The 1,402-nt window shown below is 61.6% G+C and carries 3 protein-coding genes; all 3 read left to right on the top strand.

Annotated features, from left to right (window positions below):
* Positions 1–9 precede the first annotated feature (9 nt).
* Entirely contained in the window at positions 10–456 is a 447-nt protein-coding gene (locus AC1D0I_RS32490; protein ID WP_477400170.1) for a MarR family winged helix-turn-helix transcriptional regulator, read from the top strand.
* A gap of 37 nt (positions 457–493) precedes the next feature.
* Positions 494–997, top strand: coding sequence for a (2Fe-2S)-binding protein (locus AC1D0I_RS32495; RefSeq protein ID WP_477228685.1), 504 nt, complete (start codon positions 494–496; stop codon positions 995–997).
* On the top strand, positions 994–1,402 hold a 409-nt coding region (locus tag AC1D0I_RS32500; protein ID WP_477400169.1), incomplete at its 3' end, for a molybdopterin cofactor-binding domain-containing protein. The genes AC1D0I_RS32495 and AC1D0I_RS32500, both read left to right, overlap by 4 nt.

Here is a 1,402-nt window from a genome sequence, read left to right on the forward strand (position 1 = left end):
GCGGATCGCATCGAGAATGCGGATCGCTATGTTTTCACGGACCAGGTCGGCTACCTGCTTCGGCGGGCCTATCAGCGACATCTCGCAATCTTTCAGGCGAATGCCGGCGATCCGCAGCTGACGGCAGTTCAATTTTCGACGTTGTGTGCGCTAAAGGACAGCGGCCCTCAGTCGCAAGGCGAACTCGTGAAGGCAACAAGCGTCGATCAGGGCACAATTCGCGGGATCATCGACAGGCTGAAGAATCGCGGCTTGATCGCGTTTTCGAAGGACGGCGCGGATGCGCGCAAGGTAATCGTCTCCATCACGGCCGCCGGTCTGCAATTGCTGGAAGCTGTCGTGCCTCATGCGAGAGATGTCACCGAACTGACCTTGAAGCCCCTCAATCCTGCCGAGCGTATGGCACTTCTCCACACGCTTCGCCTGCTCGGCGACGATACAGACCCGAACGACTGAAGTACGCCATAGTGATTGCAGGTTTCAGCAAGTCAGGATGGCGGCCTTGATTGCGCTGAACGTCAACGGATTGGCAGTCCAGGTCTCCGTCGCACCGTCGACGCCGCTCCTCCTCGTGTTGCGAAACGACCTCGGCCTGAATGGCCCAAAATACGGTTGCGGCCTTGCTGAGTGCGGAGCCTGTGCGGTCCTCGTCGGTGATACCGCGGTTCGCTCGTGTACGGTGCCGGTCGGCGCGATCACCGGCCGGCCCATCACCACATTGGAAGGGCTCGGAACGCCGCAGCACCCGCATCCCGTACAAGCCGCGTTTATCGCAAACAACGCCGCTCAGTGTGGTTACTGTATCAACGGCATGATTGTCGCCGCTGTGGCGTTGCTCAGAAGCAATTCCAGTCCCGATGAGACCGCCATTCGAACCGCCCTGCGTCACCATCTTTGCCGCTGCGGCACGCATCTCGAAATCCTTGCCGCCGTGCGCGAAGCGGCGCTCGCCACATCCAAGGTCGCGGTCGCGAACGTCGAAGAGGCGGCTTCATGACCGGTCCGCGTGATCGGTCTGTCGCGACCTATCTGAAAGGTCCCGATACGCTTTTGGTTCTGCGCCCAAATTCTTTGGCGGGCAGGGACGACGAACTGTTCCTTGCGCTCGACGCGGACGGCCGTGTCACCGCGTTCAACGGTCATGTCGATCTAGGCACCGGGATCCGCACCGCATTGGCCCAGATCGTGGCCGAGGAGTTGGACGTTCCATTCGAACGCGTCCGGATGGTGCTTGGATCGACCGCGGCCGCACCGGATCAGGGCGCGACGATTGCCAGCGAAACCATCCAGATCACCGCAAAGCCGCTGCGAGCTGCCGCTGCGACCGCCCGCGCCCATCTACTGCAACTGGCTGCCGCGCGGTTTGCCATGAAGGCGGAAGACCTGGTCATCGAGGACGGCG

The organism is Mesorhizobium sp. P2_D1 (genome assembly GCF_056404455.1).